Origin of the sequence: Mycobacterium sp. SMC-13 (assembly GCF_045311035.1) — a bacterium.
Classification (GTDB): domain Bacteria; phylum Actinomycetota; class Actinomycetes; order Mycobacteriales; family Mycobacteriaceae; genus Mycobacterium.
In genome coordinates this window covers 122,139-139,079 of record NZ_JBJIAI010000011.1, presented here as the reverse complement: position 1 = coordinate 139,079, position 16,941 = coordinate 122,139, and the positions used below count along the sequence as shown (strand labels likewise).

The following is a 16,941-nucleotide window of genomic DNA, read 5'->3' as shown; positions in this document are numbered from 1 at the left end:
AGTGACCCTAGCGGTTACGGCCAGCTGAAGCACTAGATCAGCGTGGACCAATAACTCCAGAATCGATCAAGGATCAGCAGGGCGATCGCGGTGATCCACACGGCATACAGCGGCCACCGCCACTGGTACAGGGTGTCCACCACTTTGTTGCCAGCAGCCAAGGGCCGCAACGCAATTGACGCCACCACGATCAGCAGCGCCATGGTGACGACCCAGACCACCATGCAGTACGGGCACAGGGCGCCGATCTCGTACAGGCTCTGGTAGATCAGCCAGTGCACGAACACCGCACCCAGCAGCGTGCCACCGGCCAGACCCGCCCAGTACCACCGCGGCAGCCGCACGCCCGCGACGGCGAGCACGCCGGTCACGATCACCACGCTGAAGGCGGCGATGCCCAGGAGCGGGTTCGGGAATCCGAACAGCGAGGCCTGTTTGGTCAGCATCACCGACCCGCAGGACAGCACCGGGTTGATGCTGCACGACGGGACGTACGACGGGTTCTGCAGCTGCCGGACCTTCTCGACGGTCAGCACGAACGCGGCGACCTCGCCGATGATGCCGGCGAGGAGAATCCAGACGGCGGCGGGGCGGCTGACCGCCACCCCCACCTGCCGCTGCGACGTGTCGACGTCGGTCACTGGTGCGGTGCCGGAGCGGGCTGCGGTGCCGGGGCACCCGGGGCCGGAGCGGCGGGGGCTGCCGGTGCGGCGGGCAGGTTCGGCAGATCCGGCGCGACGGCCTTGATCTTCTCGATCAGGCTGTTCGGGTCGCCGTTCGGGACCAGGCTGGTCTCGGTGCCGTTGATCTTGATGGTCGGGGTGCCCTGAATCTCGGCGTTGCGGGCCATGTTGTTGACCATCTCGGTGTAGACGCCGTTCTCGACGCACTTGCTGACCGGATCGTTCGGGCCGACGGCGACACCGGACTGGCGTGCGTACTCGAGCAGCTTGGCGTTGTCGGGGAACGTCGCCGCGGTCTCCTCGGGCTGGTTCTTGTACAGCGCTTCGTGGAATCGCCGGAACGCGGCCTTGTCCTCGTCGGCGACGCAGTAAGCCATGGCGCCGGCGCGCGTCGAGTACGACTTCGGGTCACCACGGCCGATGATCGAGACGATGTTGTAGTCGACGGCGATGTCGCCGTTGTCGATCAGCTTGGCGATGGTCGGGCCGTACGTCTTCTCGAAGACACCGCAGACCGGGCAGAGGAAATCCTCGTAGATCGCGAGGGTGACCTTCGGGTCCTTGGTGCCGGGGTTGGTGACGACGTTGCTCGCCGCGATCTGGACCGCCTGCACCTTGTGCGGGTCGGCCTTGGGCTTGCCGTTCATGACGATGTACGCCACCAGTACCACCGCGAAGATGATGACAAGCGCGGTCAGCCCGCCCTTGACCACCCAGTCCCGCTTGCGGTCCGCAGCCTTCAGGTCATAGCTGGCGTTCTTCGATGACTTCGACGATTTCGACGGCACGGCGTCAAGGGTACCGACGCCGTCCCCGAACTCGGCCGGAGCCGTACCTCAGCGGGTGAGGTGTGCCCGGAACGCGGAGATGAAGTCCGCCGTCGCGACCGCGCTGTCGCCGCCGAGCGGGAAGAAGTTCGCGAAGGCGTGGACCAGGGATCCGTACCTGCGGTGGTCCACCGGCACGCCGGCGGCGGCCAGTGCCGCGGCGTAGGCGTCGCCTTCGTCGCGCAGCGGATCGAACCCACCGGTGAGCACGAGCGCGGGCGGCAGACCCGACAGATCGTCGGCCAGCAGCGGCGACACCCGCGGATCCGCCGGATCGAGCGCCGATTCGGCGAGGTAGTTGGCCCGGAACCAGTCCATGTCGACCTTGCTCAGGAAGTAGCCGTCGGCGAACAGCACCTTCGACCGGGTGTCGCCCGCGAAATTCGTGACCGGATAGATCAGCAACTGCAGGGCCGGCAGCGGCGCGCGGTTGTTCCGGGCCAGCTGAGAGACGACGGCCGCCAGGTTGCCGCCGGCGCTGTCGCCACCCACGGCGATCCTTGCCGGGTCGGCGCCCAGCCGCGCCGCATTCTCCACACACCAGAGATAGGTGGCGTAGCAGTCGTCGGAGGCGGCCGGAGCCGGGTGCTCGGGGGCCAGCCGGTACTCGACGGAGACGACGTGCACGCCGGCGTCCCGGCTGATGAGCCGGCACAGCCCGTCATGCGACTCGATGCCGCCGACGACGAATCCGCCGCCGTGGAAGAAGACCAGCAGCGGCGCGGGCCCGGTGGTGTCGGCCCGGTAGTGCCGGGCGCGCAGGGGTTCGACCGGACCGGGAACCGTGAAGTCGCTCGTCGTCACGGCGATGGCCGGGTCGAGGTACTGCGACAACGCCAGCAGCTGAGTGCGCGAGACGTTGATGTCGCTGCTCACGACCAGGCCCCCGGCGCCGGTGGCGTTCTGCGCCGCCAGCATCAGCTGCAGGGTGGTGTCCAGGGTGTTGCCGTCGATCGTGACGCGACGCCCGCCGAGCAGCACGCGCTTCAGCCGGTCGGGAATCTTGGGGAGGACGCGCAGGGCGATGCCGCCGGCCCGGGTCAGGACCGCCAGGCGCAGGCGGTTGGGCCGTCCGACCGGATGCTCGGGCCGGACGACCAGTTCGGCGTCGGTTGTCGCTGCCGACAGCTCAGCGTCGCCTGGCATGCTCATTGTCATGGCTGATCCTTCAGGTGCTCCGAGTCCAACACTGACGCTCAACGACGGTACGTCCATTCCCGTGGTGGGTCTCGGGGTGTGGCAGACACCGGCCGAGGACACCGAACGCGCCGTCAGTGCAGCATTGCACGCCGGATATCGCCATATCGACACCGCCGCGGCCTACGGCAACGAGGACGGCGTCGGCCGGGCCGTCGCCGCCTCCGGCATTCCGCGCGAGGACGTCTTCATCGTCACCAAGCTGTGGAACTCCGACCAGGGTTATGAGAAGACCCTCGCCGCGTTCGACGCCAGCATGGCGCGGTTGGGGCTCGATTACCTCGACCTGTACCTGATCCACTGGCCGACGCCCGCCCAGAACCTGTTCATCGACACGTTCAAGGCTTTCGCCCACCTGCGCGACCAGGGCCGGATCCGCGCGATCGGCGTCAGCAACTTCGAGCCCGAGCACCTCAAACTGCTCATCGACGCCACCGGGATCGTGCCCGCGGTGAACCAGATCGAGCTGCATCCGCGGCTACCGCAGGCCGAACTGCGGGAAACGCACGCCCGCTACGGCATCGCCACCGAGGCCTGGAGCCCGCTGGGCCAGGGTTCCCTGCTCGCGGACCCGATCGTCACCACCATCGCGGAGCGACACGGAAAAACGCCAGCACAGGTGCTGATTAGGTGGCATATACAGCTGGGTAATATCGTCATCCCGAAATCGGTGAACCCAGACCGGATTGCGAGCAATTTCGACGTGTTTGATTTCGAGCTGAGCGAAGCGGACATCGCGTCCATCGCGACCCTCGACAACGGCACCCGCCTGGGCCCGGATCCACGAACATTCAACTTCACAGGGTAGGTGACATGGCCTCCGCAGAGATTCCCAATGTGGCGCTCCACGACGACAACACGATCCCGGCGCTCGGCCTCGGTGTCGCCGAGCTGTCGGACGCCGACACCGAGCGCGCCGTCTCGGCTGCGCTCGAGATGGGCATCCGCCTGATCGACACCGCCGCCGTCTACGGCAACGAGGAAGCCGTCGGGCGGGCCATCGCGTCGTCGGGTATCCCGCGCGCCGAGATCTTCGTGACGACCAAGCTGGCCAACGCCGACCAGGGTTTCCAGGCCGGTCAGGACGCCTTCAAGGTCAGCCTGGAGAAGCTGGGCATGGAGTACGTGGACCTGTACATGATCCACTGGCCGGCCGGCGACATCAGCAAGTACGTGGACAGCTGGGGCGCCCTGATCAAGCTGCACAACGACGGCACCGCGAAGTCCATCGGCGTCTGCAACTTCTCGGACGAGGACCTGTCGACCATCATCGACCTGAGCTACGTCAGCCCGGTGGTCAACCAGATCGAGCTGCACCCCCTGCTCAACCAGTCGGCGCTGCGCGCGGTGCACGCCGAGCGCGGCATCGTCACGCAGGCCTACAGCCCGCTGGGCGTCGGGAACCTGCTGACCCACCCGACCGTGCAGTCCGTCGCCGCCGAGTACGGCAAGACCCCGGCCCAGGTGCTGATCCGGTGGAGCCTGCAGCTCGGCAACTCGGTCATCCCCCGCTCGTCGTCGCCGGAGCGCATCGCCGAGAACCTCGACGTGTTCGGCTTCGAGCTGGCCGCCGAGCACATGGACGCCCTGAACGGGTTGGACGACGGCACGCGCTACCGCCCGGACCCGGCCACCTACACCGGCATCTGAGGCACCGGCGGTTCATCAACCGATACCGACACAAGTGGTCGTTCTCCCATCGGGGAGGACGACCATTTGTGTTTGGCGCGAACGAATTTGGGTAGTCGCGACGGGCGCCTGGGCTGCCTTGTCACAGATGTGCCCAGTGGGTCACGTGGGTCGATTGTGGAAAAACTCGCAGCAATTGATTCGTGTTAACTATCCCACTATTACCCCCGGTGCGTTAATTTGATATTGCGTCCATTTATTCCGGCGCAACCAGACATCATCGAGCAGGGGGTTCGAGAAATGGTTCATTCATTCAAGAGCACTTCGCAATTAACGGCTCCGACAATTGGTCGCTTCTCCCAGCGCTTGCTATTGGGTGCGGCAACAATTGGCATGGGCGCATTGCTATTCACATTCGGAGCGGGCACAGCACAGGCCGACACCTCCACCACCGGTGTGGCGGGCCACAGCAACGCACCCACCTCGAGCGCGAGGGCGGCAGCCGCGGGCAGCCCGGTGGGCGGCATCGCGGGCGCACTCGACGGCACGGTGAAGACAGTGGCCGGTGCGCTCCACGGCACCACCAAGACGCTGGCCGCTGACCTCAACGGCACCACCCACACCGTCGCCGCCGACCTCGACGGCACCACCAAGACCGTCGCGGGCGGACTGCACAACACCACCAAAACGGCCGCGGGCGCACTCGATGGCACCACCAAGACCGTCGCCGGCGCACTCAACGGCACCCTGAAGACGATCGGCGGCATTTTCGGACGCCGCTAACGGATACCGCAACAGACAGGAGCGAATTTGGCATCAGGCTGCGGCGAATTGTTGACCGATTGCTGAATTGACGGCATTTCGACCCGAAATTCAGTCGCCCCGTCATCGGTCATTTCGCCGTGGTCGTATGAGCAGATATTGGTTGCCGAGACGTGGTAGCTCGGCAACCAATATCTGCGCAATTCCCACCGCCTCGGCTCGAAATTAGCGGTTCCACTGATCTCAGGAATGCCAGCAAACGATTCCCTGCTCTTTTTTGTGCGGAATCGCTCATACCGGCAACGAAATCGCGGAATCTCGGCGATGTACTGGAACCAGCTGACCTAGTTCACCGGGCAGGTGGCCGCGGCATCGCGCAGGACGGGCACCGACGGCGCGTCCACGGGCAGCCCATAGCCACGCAGCACCGCGATGTACTGCACGGCGTACTGGCACCAGAAGCCGTGGTTCGGCGGCATCCAGTCCGAGGGCTGCTTGTCGCCCTTGTCCTGGTTCGCTTTTCCCGACACCGCGAGCAGATTCGCCGGATCGTTGGCGAACCGCAGCCGGAGTTCGTCATTCCAGTCCCTGGCGCCGAGGTCCCAGGCCAGCGCGAGCGGCACGATGTGGTCGATCTGCACCGCGGCACCGATCTGGTTGCCGCGGGTGAATGCGATGGTGTCGTTGGTGTAGGGGTCGCGGAGGACGCCGGTCTTCACCGCCTGCGGGCAGCGCTTGATCGACACGATGGTCTTGTCGGTGAGATCCCGGTTCAGGATGTCGTTGCGGGTGTCGCAGCCATTGTGGCCCTCGGGCGCCGAAGTGTCGTCGGTCCAGGGCTCGCCGAACGCCGCGCGCCGGTAGTTCGGGTCACGCACCCGCCGCGGGATGACGGCCAGGCCCGCCAGGATGTCGGTGCCGGGAGCGATGGTCGGGACGACGGCGCCGTCGACACCATCGGCGACCGCCGCCGGTTCGTCGGCCGTGCCGACCTGGATGGCCACCACCACCGCCAGCACCACAGCCGCCACCAACCACAGCAGGCGCTTCACGCCTTGTCCAGGTACTCGACGCGATCGGTGTCGACGAATTGGGCGGCGAGTGCGGACATGCCCGGATCATCCGGATTCTGCGCGTAGGCCGCCTGACAGAAGGCGCGGGCCGACTCGATGACTTCCTGGTGATCGGCCAGCGACAGGAACCGCAGATGCCCGGCCCGTCCGGATTGGTTGAGACCGAGGACGTCGCCTTCGCGGCGCTCCTGCAGGTCGAGATCGGCCAGTTCGAAGCCATCGAGGGTGCCGGCCACCGCCTCCAGCCGGGCACCGGCTTTCGATCCCGGCGGCAGCTTCGTCGCGAGCAGGCACAAGCTGGCGTGCGAGCCGCGGCCGATGCGGCCGCGCAGCTGGTGCAGCTGGCTGATGCCGAAGCGGTCCGCGTCCATCACGACCATGACCGTCGAGTTGGGCACGTCGACGCCGACCTCGATGACGGTGGTGCACACCAGCACGTCGATCTGTCCGGCGCGGAAGGCCGACATGATGGCGTCCTTCTCGTCACCGGGCAGCCGGCCGTGCATGAGCCCCAGCTTGAGGTCCTTCAGTGGCCCGGCCCGCAGCTTGTTGTACAGCTCGACGACCGTCACCGGCGGCGGTCCGGCCTGATTCTTCTCGTCGCCCGTCTTGTCGTTCTCGTCGATCCGGGAGGCCACCACGTAGGCCTGCCGTCCCGCCGCGACCTCTTCACGGATGCGGGCCCACGCCCGGTCGAGCCACGCCGGTTTCTGGGTGACGAAGATGGTCTTGGTGTCGATCGGCTGCCGGCCGCGCGGCAGCTCCCGCATGGTGGAGGTCTCCAGGTCCCCGTACACCGTCAGCGCCACGGTGCGCGGGATCGGGGTGGCGGTCATGACCAGCAGGTGTGGCGTCAGACCGTCGGGGGCCTTGGCACGCAACCGATCTCGCTGCTCCACCCCGAACCGGTGCTGCTCGTCGACCACCACCATGCCGAGCCGGTCGAATTCCACGGCGTCCTGCAGCAGGGCGTGGGTGCCGATCACGATGCCGGCCCGCCCGCTCGACACTTCCTCGCGCACCTGGCGCTTCTGCTGCGCGGTCATGGACCCGGTCAGCAGCGCCACCGAGGTTGCATCATCGGGGGCACCGAGCTGGCCCGCCATGGCGAGCGGTCCCAGCACGTCGCGAACCGACCGCGCGTGTTGCACGGCAAGCACTTCCGTCGGCGCGAGCAGCGCGCACTGGTATCCGGCGTCGACCATCTGCAGCATGGCGATCAGAGAGACGATGGTCTTGCCCGAGCCGACCTCACCCTGCAGCATCCGATTCATCGGCCTCGACTCGGACAACTCTGCCGACAGCACCTCGAGCACGTCACGTTGACCCGCGGTCAGTTCGAACGGCAGCCGGTCACGCAGGGCGGCCGCGAGACCGGTGTCGATCGGCGGTGCCGGCGGACCGGACTGTGATTGGGTGCCGTGCCGGCGGGCGGCCAGCGCCCACTGCAGCCCGGCGGCCTCGTCGAAAGTCAGCCGCTCCCTGGCCTGTTCGCGATCGGCTTCGCGCTCGCCGAGGTGAATGTCGCGCAGCGCCTGGTCCTCCGAGATCAGGCCCCGCTGCGCCCGGATGGATTCCGGCAGCGGATCGGCTATCGGGTCCAGCACGGCGAGGACCTGCAGGATGCACGCGTAGATGTCCCAGCTCTGCACCTTCGCGCACGCCGAGTAGATCGGGAAGAACTCCCGCTCGAACGCCGACATCTGGAGTTCGCCGTGCATCTTCTCGGAGGCGTCGGCGATCTTCTTCAGCGCCGGCGAACCGAACGTGCGGCCGGCCCCGGAACCCAGCACGAGGTGCGCGGGATGCGTCAATTGCATTGTGCGCCCGTAGAATCCGACCACGCCCGACAGCATCACGCGGGTGCCCTCGACGAGTGACTTCTTGAGGAACTTGGCGTTGAAGAAGGTTGCGGTGACCTTCGGGTTGCGGTTGCCCAAGGTCACCACCAGGTATTCGCGCTTGGGCGCCCGGTTGGTCCAGCGCGTCTCCGCTTTGGTGATGACGTCGACGAACGTGACGTGGTCGCCTTCTTCCGGCAGCTCGGTGTCCTCGCCGAGCACCGTCATGCCCTGGCTGTACTTGCGCGGGTAGTGCCGCAACAGATCGTTGACGGTGCGGATACCGAGGAATTCTTCCAGCGGCGCAGCCGATTTCGCGCCCAGTACGTGCACCAGTGAGTCGGTCAGCGCGACCACCGCTACTCCACCCCTATCAGAAGCGCATCGCCGCGGTGACCGGTGTGATAGGTCACCAACTCGGCCGCCAGGTGTTCCTGGCGCACATGCTCGGCCAGCGCGACGCCCACCTCGGCGTCGACGCCGGCGCCGGTCAGCACCGTGACCAGTTCTCCGCCCGACGACAGCAGCAGGTCGATGAGCCCGCTGGCGGCACTGACCAGGTCGTGCCCGACGATCAGCACCTCGTCACCGGCGATGCCCAGTCCGTCGCCCGGGCGGCACCGGCCGGCCCAGGTCAGCGCCGCCTCGGTGGCGATCCGTACCGAGCCGTGCCGGGCGCCCGCCGCGGCGCGCGCCATGTTGTAACCGTCGTCGACGGCCTGCCGGGTGGGGTCGTGCACGGCCAGCGCGGCCAGTCCCTGCACCATGGATCCGGCCGGTACCGGCACGACGTCCATGCCCCAGCTGATCGCCGTGGCGCAACCGGCCACCAATTCCTCGGCGGCCAGAAAACCGTTGGGCAACACCATGATCTGCGCGGCACCCGTGCCGACCAGCCCGGCGAGGAACTGCTGCGCGCTGACCGGTCCGCCGTCGGGCCGCAGCACGTGCGCACCCTCGCCGCCGAACAACTCCCCCGCGCCGTCGCCGTCGACGATCGCCAGCACGGCACGGTCGCGGCTCCAGCCGCCCGACGGCCGGGCCCCGGCGGCCCCGAGCAGCGCGGTGACCTGAATCCTGCTGACAGCGCCCAGATCGAGAGCGGCCTCGATCGCGGCGCCGGCGTCGTCGGCGTGTACGTGCACGCTGTATTGGCCGCCGGCGACGGCGGTGGCGATGGCAACGGATTCACCGAGCCGCACCAGCCGGGCCCGCAACACCTCGACGTTGTCCGGGTCGCAGTCACCCAGCAGGTACATCACCTCGAATTGTGGTGGCGCGCCGTTGATTTCGTGGTGGTCATGATGGTCGTGATCGTGGTGGCCGTCGCCGTGCGCTGTCCGCGAGTGGCCCGGCTGGTACTGCGGCCGGGGCGTCGAGCTGCCGGACAGCGTCGCAGTCAGGGCATCGAGCAGGACCAGCAGACCGCGCCCGCCGGCGTCGACGACGCCCGCTTCCGCGAGCACGTCGAGCTGATCGGGGGTGCGCTCGAGCGCCACCGCGGCGGCGTCCGAGACGGCGGCCGCCATGGTCGCGAGGTCGGTCACGCCGTCCAGGCTCTCGGCTTCCAGCGCGGCCGCCTGCAGCACCGACACGATGGTGCCCGGCACGGTCTGCCCGACCGAGGCGACGGCCAATACCTGGGCGTGGTGCAGGGCCGCGGTGAATTCCGGCGCCGTGATCTCGCCGCACTCCCGGTCCTCACCACGTTGCAATGCGGCCTCGGCCACCACGTCCGCCACGCCGCGGAGGATCTGGGACAGGATGACGCCCGAGTTGCCGCGGGCGCCGTGCAGCGCCCCGGCCGACAACGCGGCCGAGACGGCCACCACGTCGTTGCCCGCCGCGTTCACGGCCTCGTCGGCCTGCGCGGCGGCGGCACGCATGGTGAACAACATGTTGGTGCCGGTGTCGGAATCCGCGACGGGATAGACGTTCAGCCGGTTGATCTCGTCGGTGTGGGCGATGAGATGCAGGACCGCGGTATGAGCCCAGTCACGTAAGGCGATCCCATCCAGCGGACGGGGTGTGCGACCCACGCCAGCTGACATGTGACCTCCATCGCGTCCGCCCGGGTTCACCCCGATTCTCCAGTCGCCCCGCCGGGTGCCCCTCGGCGCCCCGCCAGCCTAGCCACTGGCCCCGACAAATCTCCTGACCAGCTCCCGTGGAACACCGGCCACCAGACCCATTTTGGTGATCGTCGGGCCGCCCGGTATCCTGGTCAGGTTGTCTGTTCGCGCCGCACAACCCTGTGGCCGTCGGACTCAGACCCCAAGTACTGATTTTCGAGGAGTTCTTCATGGCCGCCGTGTGCGACATCTGCGGAAAGGGACCGGGCTTCGGCATGTCCGTCTCGCACTCCCACCGTCGGACCAACCGCCGCTGGGATCCGAACATCCAGACCGTGCGTGCCGTGGATCGTCCGGGCGGCAACCGCAAGCGCGTCAACGCCTGCACCTCCTGCCTCAAGGCCGGCAAGGTCACCCGCGGCTAGTTTCGGCTACCGCCGGGCGGCTTGATCCCGCCTGACAACTGAAAGCTTCACACCAGGGCGCTGCACGAAACCCGTGCAGCGCTTTCGTGTGTCTTCAGACGGTTCGCGGCCGCTCACCAGCCACGAGCGGCCGCATCGTGCACACCAAAATCGGCGTGTCGCCGTGCAGACACGGCCGCTCGCGGGGAATTGGTTAAGGCAGGCGCCAGTCGATGGGTTCCGCGCCGAGGCGCGTCAGCAGCTCGTTGGCCCGGCTGAACGGCCGGGACCCGAAGAACCCGCGCGACGCCGACAGCGGCGACGGGTGCACCGATTCGATGCTCGCGCAGCGTTCGCCGGTGAGCATGGGCTTGAGAGTCTGCGCGTCCCGGCCCCACAACACCGCCACGAGCGGCTGCGGCCGCGCGATCAGGGCGTTGATCGCGCACTCGGTGACGGCCTCCCAGCCTTTCCCGCGGTGCGACGCGGGATTGCCCGGCCGGACCGTCAGCACCCTGTTCAGCATCATGACGCCCTGCTTCGACCACGGGCTCAGGTCACCGCAACTGGGCGGCTCGTAACCCAGGTCGGCGGTGTACTCGGTGAAGATGTTGGACAGGCTGCGCGGCAGCGGCCGCACGTCGGGCGCCACCGAGAAACTCAGCCCGACGGCATGCCCGGGGGTCGGATAGGGGTCCTGGCCGACGATCAGCACCCGCACCTCGTCGAAGGGGAAGGTGAAGGCGCGCAACACATTCTCCCCCGCCGGCAGATAGCCGTGGCCCGCCGCGTTCTCGGCGCGCAGGAATTCACCCATCGCGGCGATTTGCGGCGCGACGGGTTCCAGGGCCGCGGCCCAGCCGGGGTCGATCAGTTCGCGCAGGGGTCGGGCAGTCACGCCAGTACCTTACTGACCGAACGATTCCCAGCCGGCGGCTCCATGCCAAGACGCGCCGTCGACCGTCACGCGCGGCTCCCCGGGCCCGACCGTCCCGATCGCCCGCCAGCCCGCGGGCAGCGCGCCCCCGAAGGTGCCGACCAGCACGTGGTCCTCGCCGCCGCCGAGCACCCAATCGCGGGCATCGCCACCCACCATCGCGGCCGCCGGCGTCAACGTCGCCACGTCGGCCGCGAGCGCTGCCATCGACAGGTCGATCGCCACACCGGAAGCCGCCGCGATGTGGCCGAGGTCGGCGACCAGGCCGTCAGACACGTCCGTCAGCGCCGTCGCGCCGGCCGCTGCGGCGGCCGCGCCCGCTCCGTAATGCACCTGCGGCACCAGATGCCGTCGGCGCAGCTCGTCGAACTCGTGAATACCGGCCTGCCACAAGGTGTATCCGGCACCCGACCAGCCGAGCTCACCGATCACCGCGACGGTGTCGCCCGGTTGCGCACCGGACAGCAGGACGGGCGAGCGGCCGCCCAGATCGCCCAGAACCGTCACCGAGATCACCCACTGCGGCGCGGCCACCAGGTCGCCGCCGACGATGCCGGCACCGAATTTCGTTGCCTCCGACCATAATCCGTCGGACAGGCGTTGGGCGTCCGCAACCTCGGTATCGACCGGCGCCCCGAAACCGACGACGAACGCGTACGCCCGGCCGCCCATGGCTTCGATGTCGGCGGCATTCTGCGCAATTGCCTTGCGCCCCACGTCATGCGGCGTGGACCAGTCCAGCCGGAAATGCCGGCCCTCGACCAGCATGTCGGTGGACACCACGATCCGGCCGTCGGGGACCGTCAGCAGCGCGGCATCGTCACCCGGGCCGACGACGACCTCGGCGGGCTGGGTGCGGCGGGCGGTTATCCGTCCGATCACCGCGAACTCGCCGAGCCCCGCCAGGGTCTCCCCGGATTCCGCGCTGGTCATGGTGGTGGAGTCTATGCAGGCTCACCGCCGTCGGCCGCCCCGGGCGACGGGCGCTCTAGAGTGGCCGTCATGACCGAACCCGACGATCCGGATGGCCCGCCGCGCGGCGCCCTCATCGCGGCCGTCGTCGTGGCGGTCGCCGCGATCGTCGGTCTGCTCGCGTATGCCGCGCTGCGGCAGGCCCCTGCCGACGAGCCCGTCGCGCTCCCGCTCGCCGGTGCCCCGGCACCGCAGGCCGACAGCGACCAGTGCCGGGCGCTCCTCGCGACACTGCCGGACACCATGGGCGACTTCCGGCGGGCGACGCTCGCCGACCCCGCCCCGCCCGGGGCCGCCGCCTGGCTGGGCCCGACCGGCATCGACACCGTGGTGCTGCGCTGCGGTGTCGAGCGGCCCGACGATTTCGTGGTCGGCGCGCCGCTGCAGATGGTGAATGCGGTGTCGTGGTTCGAAGCCAGCGGTCCGAGCGCCAGCACCTGGTACGCCGTCGATCACGGCACGCCGGCCACCTACGTCGCGCTGACGCTGCCGCAGGGCTCCGGTCCGACGCCGATCCAGACCGTCTCCGAGCTCATCGAAAAGGTGATGCCGGCCCGGCCACTGGACCCGGCACCGGCCCGTTAGCGCAGGCCGGTCCCCCGCCGGATCGCGGTGTCCACCATGACGCTGAGCAGCGTGGCGTAGTCGACTCCGCTGGCCGCCCACATCTGCGGGTACATCGAGATGGTGGTGAAGCCGGGCATGGTGTTGATCTCGTTGATCACCGGCCCGTTCTCGGTGAGGAAGAAATCGACGCGGGCCAGGCCCTGGCAGTCCAGCGCCTTGAACGCGCGGATGGCCAATTGCCTGATCTGGTCGGCGGTTTCGTCGTCGACCTTGGCGGGCACGTCGAGTTCGGCGGCGTCCTCGAGGTACTTGGTGGCGAAGTCGTAGAACCCGCCACCCACGCGAATCTCGCCGAGCTCACTGGCCGCGACGCGGCCGTCCGGGTACTCCAGTACGCCGCATTCCACTTCGCGGCCCGGCATCGCGGCTTCGACGATCACCTTCGGATCATGTTGGCGCGCATAGGCGATGGCCTGATCCAGCTCGTCCCACGAGGCAACCCGGCTGACACCGATGGACGATCCGCCGCGAGCCGGCTTCACGAACACCGGCAGTCCCAGACGTTCCCGGTCGTCGAGGCTCAGCGTCACGTCGCGCGGCCGCAGCACCACCTGGTCGCCGATCGGCAGGCCGTCGGCGGCCAGCAGCTTCTTGGTGAATTCCTTGTCCATCCCGGCCGCGCTGGCCAGCACACCCGCGCCGACGTACGGCACCCCGGCCAGTTCCAGCAGACCCTGGATGGTGCCGTCCTCGCCGTACGGGCCGTGCAGTACCGGGAAGACGACGTCGACGGCCGTCAGCACCTGTGCGACGCCGTCCTGCAGTGACAGCAGTTCACCGCGGCGGTTCGGATCGGCGGCGAGCGTCAGCGCGGTTCCGGAAGCCTCGGTGACACCCGGCAGCTGCCCGTCGGTGATGGCGAGGGTCTCCGGACGACCGTCGCCCAGCACCCACGAACCCTCCGGGGTGATGCCGACGGCGACGACCTCGTAGCGGTCCGGGTCCAGGTTGCGCAGGATGCTCCCGGCCGAAACACAGGAGATGGCGTGCTCCGAACTGCGTCCGCCGTAAACGACGGCGACCCGGGTACGGCCGGTGGCTCCTGAGGATTGAGGGGCAGTCACAACCCGAGAGGCTACCTGGCTAACCCAGCGCACCCGTGATGTCGGCCAGTAGGTCGTCGGTGTCCTCGATGCCGAGCGATATCCGCGCAAAACCCGGCTCGACCGCATCGCCCCAGCGTGCGCGCCTGTCGACCGAGGTGTGGATACCGCCGAAACTGGTCGCCGCGACCAGCAGCCGGCTGCGGTTCACCAGCTCCCGGACGGCGGCGGCGTCGGCCAGCTCGATCGCGATCAGGCCGCCGAAACGTCGCATCTGATCGCGGGCGACGGGGTGCGCCGGGTCGGTCGGCAGGCCCGGATAACGCACGGTCCGCACGGCGGGGTGGGCGTCGAGCGTCATCGCCAGCGCGAGCGCGTTGCCGCACTGCCGCTCGAACCGCAGACCGGCGGTGCCGAGGCTGCGCAGCGCCAGCCAGGCCTCGAAGTGGCCGAGGATCGCGCCGGCCAGCAGTCGGTCCCGTTCGATGGCGGCCATCAGTTCGCGGTGGCACCCGGCGACGTAGCCCGCCAGCAGGTCACTGTGCCCGGACAGCCCTTTCGTCGCGCTGGCCACCACCAGATCCGCGCCGAGCGACAGCGGCCGCTGCCCCAGCGGGGTCGCGGCGGTGTTGTCCACCATGAGGGTCGCGCCGCGGGAGCGGCAGATCGTGGACAACCGGTGCAGGTCGACGACATCCAGCGTCGGGTTGACGGGCGATTCGGCGAGGACGACGTCGGCGCCCGCGGCGGCGTCGTACATCTGCGCGGCGGTCGCCTCGATCACGGTGACGCCGCGGGCCGCCAGATGCTCGGCCGCGTAACGGCGCACCTGGTAGTAGCCGTCGGCGGGGACCACCAGCGTGGTGCCGGGGGTTGCCAGCACCCGCAGCGCGGACGATATGGCGGCCATCCCCGAGGAGAAGGTCAGCGCCGAGGTGGCGCCCTCCAGCTCGGCCAGGGCCGATTCCAGTTGGCGCCAGGCCGGATTGGAGTTGCGGCCGTAGAAGTCCAGACCGTCCGATTCATCGTCGGACAGGTGGTACGCCGCCACCGGAACCGGCGGCGGCGCCACCGGTAGCCCTGGAACTCGTTGTGATGCAGTCGCTTTGACGCTTCGGGTGGAGTCACCGAGCTGGCCGTCCACGGCTTTACTCCGGCTTGGTGCTGCGGCCGAGCAACAACGCGAACGCCTGGTCCACCGACAAACCCTTGTGGCACACCCGGTTCACCGCGTCGGTCAGCGGCATCTCGACGTCGTAACTCTCGGCCAGCGCGAGCACCGACTGGCAGGACGTGACGCCCTCGGCGACCTTGCCGCTGGCCGCGGCCGTCGCCGACTCCATGGTGCCGCCGCCCGCCAGGCGCTCACCGAAGCTGCGGTTGCGGGACTGCGGCGAGGTGCAGGTGGCGACCAGATCACCGACGCCGGCCAGCCCGGCCAGCGTTACGCCCTTGGCGCCGAGCGCGATTCCCAATCGCATGATCTCGGCCAGCCCGCGGGTGATGATCGCGGCGGCGGTGTTCTCGCCGAACCCGGCGCCCGCCGCCATCCCGCAGGCCAGCGCGATGACGTTCTTGCAGGCCCCGCCCACTTCGGCGCCGATCACGTCGGCGCTGGTGTACGGCCGGAAGTAGCCGGTGGCGAAGGCACGCTGCAACGCGACCGCGCGTCCCGAATCGGTGCACGCGATGAGCGTGGCGGCCGGCTGCTCGTCGACGACTTCACTGGCCAGATTGGGTCCGCTGAGGACGGCGACCCGGCTCGGATCGGCACCTGTGACCTGGACGATGACCTGGCTCATACGCAACAGGTTGTCGAGTTCGATGCCCTTGGCCACGCTGACGAGCGTGGTGTCGTCACCGAGGTATCCGGTCCAGGCGGTCAGATTGGTGCGCAGCGTCTGGGACGGCACCGCAAGCAGCACGGTGCAGGCGCCCGTCAGCGCCTCGGCGGGATCCGCCGTCGCCTTGATGGACGCCGGCAGCGTCCGGTCACCGAGATACTTCGAGTTCCGGTGGGTCTCGTTGATCTCGCGCGCCACCTCCGCGCTGCGCGCCCACAACGTCACATTGTTGCCCGCGTCCGCCAGGACTTTAGCCAGTGCCGTCCCCCACGCGCCGGCACCCATCACCGCTGCCTCCACCACGCGTCAACAGTAGCCCCGCCGGCCCTTTGGCAGTATGGCGGTCATGAGCGGCGACCCGAGGGTGCAGACGGCCGGCGATGGCGCCGGTGTCGGGTTGATCATCGCGGTGAAACGGCTGGCCGCGGCCAAGACCCGACTGGCCCCGGTTTTCGCCGGCGATCTGCGCGAGCAGGTGGTGCTCGCGATGCTGCTCGACACCATCACCGCGGCCCTGGCCGTGCCGGCCGTCGGCTCGGTGACCGTCGTCACGCCCGACCCGGACGCCGCCGCCGCGGTGCGCGAACTCGGTGCCGGCGTGCTGCTGGACCCCACGCCGGCCGGACACCCCGATCCGTTGAATCACGCACTCGCCGCCACCGAGCGCGTGCTGCGGGACCGGGTGACGAACGTCGCGGTGTTGCAAGGTGACCTGCCCGCGCTGCGCACCGCGGAATTGGCCGACGCGATCGCCGGCGCCAGTCGGCATGCCCGCAGTTTCATCGCCGACCGGCACCGGACCGGCACCGCGGCACTGTTCGCCTTCGGTGCCCCACTCGTTCCCGAGTTCGGCGCCGATTCCGCACGGCGCCATGCCGATTCGGGCGCGGTGGAACTGCCGGGTGACTGGCCGGGCCTGCGCTGTGACATCGACACCCCGGACGACCTCGAGACGGCGCGCCGGCTCGGTGTCGGCCCGGCCACGACGCGGATCGTCGGCTGACCACCGGCGTTCACCAACCATGTGGCC

General features: G+C 68.8%; 17 protein-coding genes. 6 read left to right on the top strand and 11 right to left on the bottom strand.

Translation table 11 applies throughout. The features are described 5' to 3' along the window. Nucleotides 1–32: 32 nt before the first annotated feature. From ACJH6I_RS17845 to ACJH6I_RS17835, 3 genes are read right to left on the bottom strand one after another with little or no spacing between them, the layout of a single operon-like run. On the bottom strand, nucleotides 33–641 hold the full coding sequence (locus ACJH6I_RS17845) for a vitamin K epoxide reductase family protein (protein ID WP_318985961.1): 609 nt from the start codon (nucleotides 639–641) through the stop codon (nucleotides 33–35). Continuing rightward, a complete protein-coding gene (locus ACJH6I_RS17840) occupies nucleotides 638–1,471 on the bottom strand; it encodes a thioredoxin domain-containing protein (RefSeq protein WP_212811916.1) in 834 nt (277 codons plus the stop codon). Before ACJH6I_RS17840 ends, ACJH6I_RS17845 begins: the two co-directional genes overlap by 4 nt. A 48-nt stretch (nucleotides 1,472–1,519) precedes the next feature. Next, the gene (locus tag ACJH6I_RS17835; protein WP_318985960.1) at nucleotides 1,520–2,668 is read right to left on the bottom strand and encodes an alpha/beta hydrolase; all 1,149 of its coding nucleotides are present in this window, start codon (nucleotides 2,666–2,668) and stop codon (nucleotides 1,520–1,522) included. On the opposite strand from ACJH6I_RS17835, the gene ACJH6I_RS17830 reads away from it, so the two are divergent. The 3 genes from ACJH6I_RS17830 (at nucleotide 2,667) to ACJH6I_RS17820 (ending at nucleotide 5,119) form a co-directional block, all read left to right on the top strand. Further along, nucleotides 2,667–3,515 carry an aldo/keto reductase gene (locus ACJH6I_RS17830; RefSeq protein WP_318985959.1) on the top strand — a complete coding sequence of 283 codons (849 nt, stop codon included), beginning with the start codon at nucleotides 2,667–2,669 and terminating at the stop codon, nucleotides 3,513–3,515. The two genes, ACJH6I_RS17835 and ACJH6I_RS17830, sit on opposite strands and share 2 nt — an antisense overlap. A gap of 5 nt (nucleotides 3,516–3,520) precedes the next feature. Further along, entirely contained in the window at nucleotides 3,521–4,357 is an 837-nt protein-coding gene (locus ACJH6I_RS17825; protein WP_318985958.1) for an aldo/keto reductase, read from the top strand. Between the two features lie 381 nt (nucleotides 4,358–4,738). Further along, complete coding sequence (locus ACJH6I_RS17820) at nucleotides 4,739–5,119, top strand: hypothetical protein (RefSeq protein WP_318985957.1); 381 nt, start codon at nucleotides 4,739–4,741, stop codon at nucleotides 5,117–5,119. 323 nt (nucleotides 5,120–5,442) lie between these two features. Here ACJH6I_RS17820 and ACJH6I_RS17815 read toward each other — a convergent pair whose 3' ends face one another. Genes ACJH6I_RS17815 through ACJH6I_RS17805 form a run of 3 tightly spaced genes read right to left on the bottom strand, consistent with a single transcriptional unit; the run spans nucleotide 5,443 to nucleotide 10,063 of the window. Continuing rightward, nucleotides 5,443–6,150 (bottom strand): HNH endonuclease family protein, encoded by a 708-nt coding sequence (locus tag ACJH6I_RS17815; protein WP_318985956.1) that lies wholly within the window; start codon nucleotides 6,148–6,150, stop codon nucleotides 5,443–5,445. Next, on the bottom strand, nucleotides 6,147–8,369 hold the full coding sequence (gene recG / locus ACJH6I_RS17810) for an ATP-dependent DNA helicase RecG (protein ID WP_318985955.1): 2,223 nt from the start codon (nucleotides 8,367–8,369) through the stop codon (nucleotides 6,147–6,149). Before recG ends, ACJH6I_RS17815 begins: the two co-directional genes overlap by 4 nt. 2 nt (nucleotides 8,370–8,371) lie before the next feature. Next, nucleotides 8,372–10,063 (bottom strand): DAK2 domain-containing protein, encoded by a 1,692-nt coding sequence (locus ACJH6I_RS17805; RefSeq protein WP_318985954.1) that lies wholly within the window; start codon nucleotides 10,061–10,063, stop codon nucleotides 8,372–8,374. A gap of 251 nt (nucleotides 10,064–10,314) precedes the next feature. Between ACJH6I_RS17805 and rpmB the strand changes: the two genes are divergently transcribed. Continuing rightward, entirely contained in the window at nucleotides 10,315–10,509 is a 195-nt protein-coding gene (rpmB, locus tag ACJH6I_RS17800; RefSeq protein WP_029105766.1) for a 50S ribosomal protein L28, read from the top strand. 193 nt (nucleotides 10,510–10,702) lie between these two features. Here the strand turns inward: rpmB and ACJH6I_RS17795 are convergent, their stop codons facing one another. Continuing rightward, a complete protein-coding gene (locus ACJH6I_RS17795; RefSeq protein ID WP_212811924.1) occupies nucleotides 10,703–11,386 on the bottom strand; it encodes a uracil-DNA glycosylase in 684 nt (227 codons plus the stop codon). 9 nt (nucleotides 11,387–11,395) lie between these two features. Beyond that, nucleotides 11,396–12,358, bottom strand: coding sequence for a thiamine-phosphate kinase (locus ACJH6I_RS17790; RefSeq protein WP_318985953.1), 963 nt, complete (start codon nucleotides 12,356–12,358; stop codon nucleotides 11,396–11,398). A gap of 69 nt (nucleotides 12,359–12,427) precedes the next feature. Between ACJH6I_RS17790 and ACJH6I_RS17785 the strand changes: the two genes are divergently transcribed. Then, nucleotides 12,428–12,982 carry a DUF3515 domain-containing protein gene (locus ACJH6I_RS17785; protein WP_212811926.1) on the top strand — a complete coding sequence of 185 codons (555 nt, stop codon included), beginning with the start codon at nucleotides 12,428–12,430 and terminating at the stop codon, nucleotides 12,980–12,982. Here ACJH6I_RS17785 and ACJH6I_RS17780 read toward each other — a convergent pair. From ACJH6I_RS17780 to ACJH6I_RS17770, 3 genes are read right to left on the bottom strand one after another with little or no spacing between them, the layout of a single operon-like run. After that, nucleotides 12,979–14,088 (bottom strand): D-alanine--D-alanine ligase family protein, encoded by a 1,110-nt coding sequence (locus ACJH6I_RS17780; protein WP_318985952.1) that lies wholly within the window; start codon nucleotides 14,086–14,088, stop codon nucleotides 12,979–12,981. The genes ACJH6I_RS17785 and ACJH6I_RS17780 overlap by 4 nt on opposite strands. Before the next feature lie 19 nt (nucleotides 14,089–14,107). Further along, complete coding sequence (locus ACJH6I_RS17775; protein ID WP_318985951.1) at nucleotides 14,108–15,211, bottom strand: cystathionine gamma-lyase; 1,104 nt, start codon at nucleotides 15,209–15,211, stop codon at nucleotides 14,108–14,110. 4 nt (nucleotides 15,212–15,215) lie between these two features. Continuing rightward, the gene (locus ACJH6I_RS17770; RefSeq protein ID WP_406784349.1) at nucleotides 15,216–16,214 is read right to left on the bottom strand and encodes an NAD(P)H-dependent glycerol-3-phosphate dehydrogenase; all 999 of its coding nucleotides are present in this window, start codon (nucleotides 16,212–16,214) and stop codon (nucleotides 15,216–15,218) included. 43 nt (nucleotides 16,215–16,257) lie between these two features. On the opposite strand from ACJH6I_RS17770, the gene cofC reads away from it, so the two are divergent. Further along, entirely contained in the window at nucleotides 16,258–16,914 is a 657-nt protein-coding gene (cofC, locus tag ACJH6I_RS17765) for a 2-phospho-L-lactate guanylyltransferase (RefSeq protein ID WP_374704297.1), read from the top strand. Nucleotides 16,915–16,941 lie beyond the last annotated feature (27 nt).